This window comes from Chryseobacterium barbadense, assembly GCF_042849955.1.
In the GTDB taxonomy this organism is placed as follows: Bacteria; Bacteroidota; Bacteroidia; order Flavobacteriales; family Weeksellaceae; genus Chryseobacterium.
This window is the reverse complement of the sequence record NZ_BAAFHL010000013.1, coordinates 61,540-68,509: the sequence shown is the minus strand read 5'-3', so window position 1 is coordinate 68,509 and position 6,970 is coordinate 61,540. Positions and strand designations below refer to the sequence as shown.

8 protein-coding genes are annotated in these 6,970 nt (G+C 37.0%); 4 read left to right on the top strand and 4 right to left on the bottom strand.

Features of this window, described 5'->3' with window-relative positions; translation table 11 throughout:
* A partial coding sequence (locus ACGHIN_RS07820; RefSeq protein WP_390452327.1) for a T9SS type A sorting domain-containing protein occupies positions 1 to 670 on the top strand: 670 nt, incomplete at its 5' end.
* A gap of 106 nt (positions 671 to 776) precedes the next feature.
* On the opposite strand, the gene coaE is transcribed toward ACGHIN_RS07820, so the two are convergent.
* From coaE to ruvB, 4 genes are read right to left on the bottom strand one after another with little or no spacing between them, the layout of a single operon-like run.
* A complete protein-coding gene (coaE, locus tag ACGHIN_RS07815) occupies positions 777 to 1,406 on the bottom strand; it encodes a dephospho-CoA kinase (protein ID WP_390452325.1) in 630 nt (209 codons plus the stop codon).
* A 10-nt stretch (positions 1,407 to 1,416) separates the two neighbouring features.
* The gene (locus ACGHIN_RS07810) at positions 1,417 to 2,283 is read right to left on the bottom strand and encodes an MBL fold metallo-hydrolase (RefSeq protein ID WP_390452323.1); all 867 of its coding nucleotides are present in this window, start codon (positions 2,281 to 2,283) and stop codon (positions 1,417 to 1,419) included.
* A gap of 12 nt (positions 2,284 to 2,295) precedes the next feature.
* Entirely contained in the window at positions 2,296 to 2,907 is a 612-nt protein-coding gene (locus ACGHIN_RS07805) for an FMN-binding negative transcriptional regulator (protein WP_390452321.1), read from the bottom strand.
* 6 nt (positions 2,908 to 2,913) lie between these two features.
* Positions 2,914 to 3,936 (bottom strand): Holliday junction branch migration DNA helicase RuvB, encoded by a 1,023-nt coding sequence (gene ruvB / locus ACGHIN_RS07800; RefSeq protein WP_390452319.1) that lies wholly within the window; start codon positions 3,934 to 3,936, stop codon positions 2,914 to 2,916.
* Positions 3,937 to 4,082: 146 nt separating this feature from the next.
* Between ruvB and ACGHIN_RS07795 the strand changes: the two genes are divergently transcribed.
* The 3 genes from ACGHIN_RS07795 to hutG all read left to right on the top strand — a co-directional run bounded on the left by ACGHIN_RS07795 (position 4,083) and on the right by hutG (position 6,888).
* A complete protein-coding gene (locus ACGHIN_RS07795) occupies positions 4,083 to 4,469 on the top strand; it encodes a four helix bundle protein (RefSeq protein WP_390452317.1) in 387 nt (128 codons plus the stop codon).
* Between the two features lie 21 nt (positions 4,470 to 4,490).
* Positions 4,491 to 5,717, top strand: coding sequence for an imidazolonepropionase (gene hutI, locus ACGHIN_RS07790; protein ID WP_390452315.1), 1,227 nt, complete (start codon positions 4,491 to 4,493; stop codon positions 5,715 to 5,717).
* A gap of 256 nt (positions 5,718 to 5,973) precedes the next feature.
* Positions 5,974 to 6,888, top strand: coding sequence for a formimidoylglutamase (hutG, locus tag ACGHIN_RS07785; RefSeq protein ID WP_390452314.1), 915 nt, complete (start codon positions 5,974 to 5,976; stop codon positions 6,886 to 6,888).
* Positions 6,889 to 6,970 lie beyond the last annotated feature (82 nt).

The window sequence follows — 6,970 nt, the reverse complement described above, 5'->3', positions numbered from 1 at the left end:
AGATTATATTTCAAATGTTAAGGTAAGTCCTAATGGTAAGCCTGTTATGGAGAATGCTTCGGGAGCTTCCAATTACACTGATTATTCAGGTAACCCTGCCACCTTCATTGAACTGATCCAGGGATCTACAGGAAACCAGATCACGATAGAGAAAACTATAACCAACGAAGCAGGCGTTGCGGTATGGATCGACTTTGACAGAAGCGGTACTTTTGATCCTAATGAAAGAATCATTGCCACAGGCCCGAATACAACAACTCCTGTCACAGGAACATTCAGTGTGCCGGTTAATGCATTTGTAAGTATGACAGATTACAAATATGTAGTAATGAGAGTAGCAATGCAAAAAGGAGGTATTCCGGTGAACTGTACAAGCTTCCCTGATGGAGAAGTAGAGGATTACACCGTAAGGATTTCTAAGTTACCTGTTGCTACCGGACTTAATCAGGATGATATCATGATCTACCCTAACCCGGTAAGCTCAGTATTGTATGTTAAAAATATCAGCAAAAAAGCTAAATATAAGATATACAATTCTGCAGGACAGCTTGTTGCTGACGGAATTCTTCTGAATAACCAAATCAATGTAAGCAAACTGATCAACGGAGTCTATATCATCGATATCGAAGATGTGAAAGGTTCTGTACAGAAGAAGTTTATTAAAGAATAGTAGATCATAACTTCAGAATATAGAATAAGCTCTCAGAAATGAGAGCTTATTTTTTGAGCCTAAACAAAAAACCTCGTCAGATTCTGACGAGGTTTTTATTATTCTATTATTCTATTCCAAAGATAACCTTTTCGGTCTGTTCCTTTAAATCTTCCAGATTCGTATTGTTATATATAATGCAATCAGCTAATTTGATCTTATCCTTCTCCGGCATCTGTTTCTCCATAATAGATTCTACCTCCCTGTAAGTTTTTCCATCACGATCCATCACCCTTTTGATCCTTATATTGTCTTCTGCGGTAACTAAAACTGATTTATAACATTGCAGGTTAAGTTTTAATTCAAACAATAAGGCGGTTTCCTTAAAAACTAAATATTTGGTCTGTCTTTTCACCCATTCCTCGAAATCAAGTCGAACGGCGGGATGGATGATTTCATTTAATCTCTGAAGCAGATCTTTGTCAGTAAAAACCCTTTCGGCTACATATTTTCGGTCGTAAAGACCATTTTCATCATAAGCTTCATTTCCGAGAAGTTCTTTGATTTTTAGCTTTAAATCGTCATTGTCATTAACGATGGTTTTTGCCCTGTCATCAGAATAATATACCGGGAATCCGAATTCTTCAATAAATTGGGCAACCGTGGTTTTTCCAGAACCGATTCCACCGGTTAATCCAATGATCTTTGATGCAGGTTCCGGTTCCGGCTTTGTAGTTTCTGAATGTAATTCTTCCATAATTCAAAAATTAATATCCAAAAACTTCGTTAAAGCTATAGGTTTCATCCAGTCTTACTCCTTTTTCGGTCATCTTAAGACTTGCTAACTCATGATGTGCATCGTGCTCAAAGAACAGTAAATATTCATTATCGATACACTGTTTCAAAAACTTACCCTTCTCTTCCAGCGTTAATAAAGGTCGTGTATCATATCCCATCACATACACCTGATTGATGTGTCCGCTTGTAGGAATAAGATCTGCTGCAAAAACAATTGTTTTTTCCTGGTATTGAATTACAGGAAGCATCTGCTTTTCCGTATGTCCGTCAACGAATATCACATCCATTTTCAGATCGGGAGCGAAACCGTAATTTCCGGTGGTGGGAAGAGGTAAAAAGTTTAATTGCCCGCTTTCCTTCATGGGAAGGATATTTTCTTTCAAAAAGCTCGCTTTTTCCCTTGCGTTGGGCTCTGTTGCCCATTGCCAATGATTTTCATTCGTCCAGAACTGAGCGTTTTTAAAAGCAGGTCTATACCCGGTTTTATCATCATTCCACTCAATCGCTCCGCCACAATGATCAAAGTGAAGGTGGGAAAGGAAAACATCGGTAATATCTTCCTTTACAAAACCGTATTTTTTTAAATTTTTATCTAAATTATCGTCTCCCCAAAGAGCGTAGTGTCCGAAAAATTTTTCGTCCTGCTTGTTTCCGAGCCCGCAGTCGACCAAAATAAGTTTTTTACCGTCTTCAATAAGCAGGGAACGGGTTCCCAGTTCAATTAAGTTTTTGTCGTCTGCCGGATTTGTTTTTTCCCACAGACTCTTTGGGACGACTCCAAACATGGCCCCGCCATCCAATTTAAATTTTCCGCACTGTATAGGATATAGTTTCATATAATATATTGTTTATCTTTTTAACGATTTCATTTTTTCAGCGATTTTCTTTTCATTCTCACCGGATTGTTCGAGATGTGAAATGATATTTTGAAAATCATTTTCCTTCCTGTTTTGAGAAAGTTTTTGTTTAATAAATATTTCGGTGGGGATCACTTTTAGCCCAAAAGCACCTTTCATTTCCTTTTCTACGAATTCTTTACCCATATCTTTTACAAACACCGGACAACGCTGTGTATTTTCATATTTATAAGTCAGTTTATCCAGATGATTATAAAGCTCTTCCTGATTCATCAGCTCCACTTTCCCATAGATCTGAACGGCCTCATAATTCCAGGTAGAAACATTAATGTGATCATACCAACTGCTGGAAATATAGGTGTGCGCTCCCAGAAAATCGCATAGCACATCATCACCATTCTTTAAAATCTTAGCTTGTGGGTTTGCTTTTGAAATATGTGTTTCCAAATAAACTTGTTCCGGATCATCCTCATTAAGCATCATCATGGAATGAGTGGCACGTATTTTATCAACCGAAGATATGAGAAGAGCAAAAGCATTTTCCCTGATGATCTCTTTCATCAGTTGATAATCTTCGCTTTTATATAACTTAGGAATAAACATGGATCTTTAAAATAATTCTCCCGGATTTTTAGGCCTCGAAATATTCAAATGCTTGTATGCTTTTTCGGTAACCTCTCTTCCTCTTGGAGTTCTGATGATAAATCCTTCCTGAATGAGAAACGGCTCATAAACTTCCTCTAAAGTTTCAGGGTTTTCTCCAATAGAAGTAGCCAAAGCAGAAATCCCGACCGGCTTTCCTTTGAAATTTTCAATCATCACCCGCATGATCTTATTATCCATTTCATCCAGCCCAAACTCATCCACATTAAGAGAGTTCAATGCATATTTTGTAATATTGATCTCGATTTCACCATTTCCTTTAATCTCGGCAAAATCTCGGACTCTTCTTAGTAAAGCATTGGCAATTCTGGGAGTTCCGCGGCTTCTTCGGGCAATTTCTATGGCTGCATCTTCATAAATCTTTACACCTAAAACTCTTGAACTTCTCATAATGATCATTGATAAAAGCTCAATCGTATAATATTCCAGCCTGCTTTGAATCCCGAATCTTGCTAGCATAGGCTTGGTCAGCATTCCACTTCTTGTAGTGGCTCCCACTAAGGTAAACGGATTCAATCCGATCTGAACACTTCTTGCATTGGGACCGGTTTCCAGCATAATATCAATCTTATAGTCTTCCATCGCAGAATATAAATATTCCTCTACAACAGGAGATAAACGGTGAATTTCATCAATGAAAAGCACATCGTTTTCTTCAAGATTCGTAAGCAATCCTGCTAAGCTTCCCGGTTTATCTAAGACAGGCCCTGAAGTAATCTTACAATTCACTCCGAGTTCATTGGCAATGATGTTTGCTAGTGTGGTTTTTCCAAGACCTGGAGGACCATGTAAAAGAACATGATCAAGAGCCCCGCCACGTTTTTTGGCTGCGGTAACAAAAACTTCAAGATTCTCTAAAGTCTTTCTTTGTCCGGCAAAATCCTTAAAGCTCTGGGGACGTATTTGTTCTTCCTGCAAAAGCTCTTCACGGGAATAGTTTTCCTTATCTGGATGTAGAAAATCAGGCATTAAATCATTTCATTTACCTCAAAGATAGGAAATTTAGGCTAAGGTTCAGGAAAAGGTTTATGAAAAATTACTGACGATAAGGTTAAAGAAAAGGTTGAGAAAGAAGATAATTTTAAGTATTTTTGAAAGGAAAATAAACTGACAAATTGGTTAAAGATTTTACAGAAATGCCTGTTTGGCAAAAAGCAATGGAAATTGCCGAAAAATGTTTCTACCTTTCTGAAAATTTACCTAAAAAGGAAGATTATGCACCTACTTCTCAATTAAGAAGATCTGCACAAAATATTTCTGCGAATATTGCTGAAGGCTTTGGCAGAAGGACAAGTAAAGATAAGTGCAGATTCTATAATATTTCCCGGGGTTCTGCTTTTGAAACCAAGAGTCATCTTATGTATGGTACAAAAGTGAAGTATTTTTCAGAACATCAATATTTAGAAATAGAAGAACTGATTAATGGTGTGATTCATGATTTGAATAAAATAATCAATCATTTAAATAGGGAACGTTTAATCTTAATCTCAACCTTATCCTAAACCTAAATCTTAAAAAACTTAATGAAATTAATAGGACCTTTTAAGCAAATTGTGACACTTGCTAACCTTCCTTTAAGGGGGAAATTATCTGATGACCAGCTTGAAATTATTGTTGACGGTGGAATTGTAGTGGATAAAGGAAAAATTCAGAATGTTGGAAATTTCAAAGAATTACAATCTGAAAATCCGGATATAGAAATTGAATTCATAGAAGGGGAACAAATTGCTCTACCGGCTTTTGTTGATTCACACACCCACATCTGTTTCGGAGGTAATCGTGCTAATGATTTTGCAATGCGCAATGCAGGGAAAACTTATTTGGAAATCGCTGAAAGCGGTGGCGGGATTTGGAGTTCCGTACAACACACCAGAAATGCCTCTGAAGAAGAATTATTAAAAACCTTATTGGAAAGAATAGATTTTTTGGTCTCTTTAGGAATTGCTACCATTGAAATAAAAAGCGGCTATGGTTTAGATGTGGAAAATGAGCTTAAAATGTTAAGAATGATTAAAAAAGCTCAGGAACATACTAAAGCGACTTTGGTTCCGACATGTCTTTCTGCTCATTTGAAACCGAGAGACTTCGAAGGAAGCAATCAGGAATATCTGAATTATATCATTACAGAAATTTTACCGAAAGTAAAGGAAGAGAATCTTGCAAAACGGGTAGATATTTTTATTGAAAAATCGGCTTTCCAGCCTGAAGAAAGTAAAGATTTCCTACTTAAAACTAAAGACTTAGGTTTTGAAATTACGGTACATGCAGATCAGTTTACACCGGGAAGTTCAAGAATTGCGGTGGAAGTGGGAGCCAAATCTGCAGACCATTTGGAAGCAACAATAGATGAAGATATTGATTTCATAGCGCAATCTGATACAGTTGCCACTGCTTTGCCTGGCGCGAGTTTAGGATTGGGAGAAAAATTTACCCCAGCGAGAAAACTCCTGAATGCAGGAGCCATTTTAGCTATTGCCAGTGATTGGAACCCCGGTTCCGCACCAATGGGGAATTTAATAACTCAGGCTTCGATTTTGGCAACATACGAAAAACTGACGACAGCAGAAGTTTTGGCAGGGATTACTTTCCGTTCTGCGTATGCTCTTGGACTAGAGGACAGAGGGAGATTAGAAAACGGCTTAAAAGCTGATTTTATAACCTATTCAACCCATAATTTCCAGAATGTTCTTTATAATCAGGGAAGTTTGAAAGCTAAGCGTGTTTACATTAATGGAGTAAGACAAAAGTGAGATAACCAGATCAGATAGAGATGAAAAACAGTATTATTTATTTTGTTTTATTCATAGGATCACTCTATTTGATGAATTTGTTAACTTTTTTTTGGCATTATATAACGAATAATTGGGTTTCAGAAGAATATAACATTCTAGTCATTTTTTTATGTGGTCTTTTAGTGATCACATTTGTATTAATGATTCCCATTACATTCTATTTTTTTATAAAATGTATTACAAGTTTTTTTCAACTAATTAAAAAAAATAAGCAATGATCTGGCAAGGAAGATTGGATGGAGAAGAGCCTCTTTTTCACAGAGTTTTTCAAAGAGTACAAGAAGCAACTCATTATGATACGATCTCAACGAATGATTTCGTTTTACATGGTTTTGCAGTGGATGAAGGAGTGAAAAGAAATAAAGGAAGAGTAGGAGCAAAAGATGCTCCGGATGTTATCAGAAAGAATATGGCTAATTTTCCGGTAGTTCTTCCTGATTTTTCATTATTGGATTTTGGAAATATTTCCTGTGATGATCAAAATTTAGAGAATGCACAGCATACTCTTGCTGAAAAAGTCTCGGCGGCGCTTACCAAAGGAGCGAAATCTGTGGTGTTAGGAGGTGGACATGAAGTAACCTATGCCCATTATTCAGGAATCAGGAAAGCATTTCCGGATAAGAAGATCGGGATTATTAATATTGATGCCCATTTTGACAACAGACAGCCTGAAAACGGAGTAGGTCCAAGTTCCGGAACAGGATTTTGGCAAATCGCCCAGGAAGGAGAAATCCATTCGTTGCATATAGGGATACAAAGAAACTCCAATACGTTGAAATTGTTTGATATTGCTCATCAGTTCGGCATGAAATATATTTTGGCAGATGAATTATTCTTCGAAAATCTTCCGTCAATTTATCAACGAATTGATGATTTATTGAATGAAGTAGATGTTGCTTATCTTACCATTTGTATGGATGTTTTCAATGCATCCATTGCACCGGGAGTTTCCGCTTCCGCATATAACGGGATTTTTGCAGATGCTGCTTTCATGCACTTTTACAGGCATATTTTAAGAAATCAGAAACTTATGGCATTGGATGTCGCAGAAGTCAATCCTTCTTACGATATTCAGGACAAGACAGCCCGTTTAGCGGCATGCCTTGTTAATGAATGGCTGATGATTTAAAGGGTCACAACATCCGATAGAGAAAATCACTATATTATTTACTGATAAGGAATAAAATTTGTTGCTTTCATCATGCTTTTTA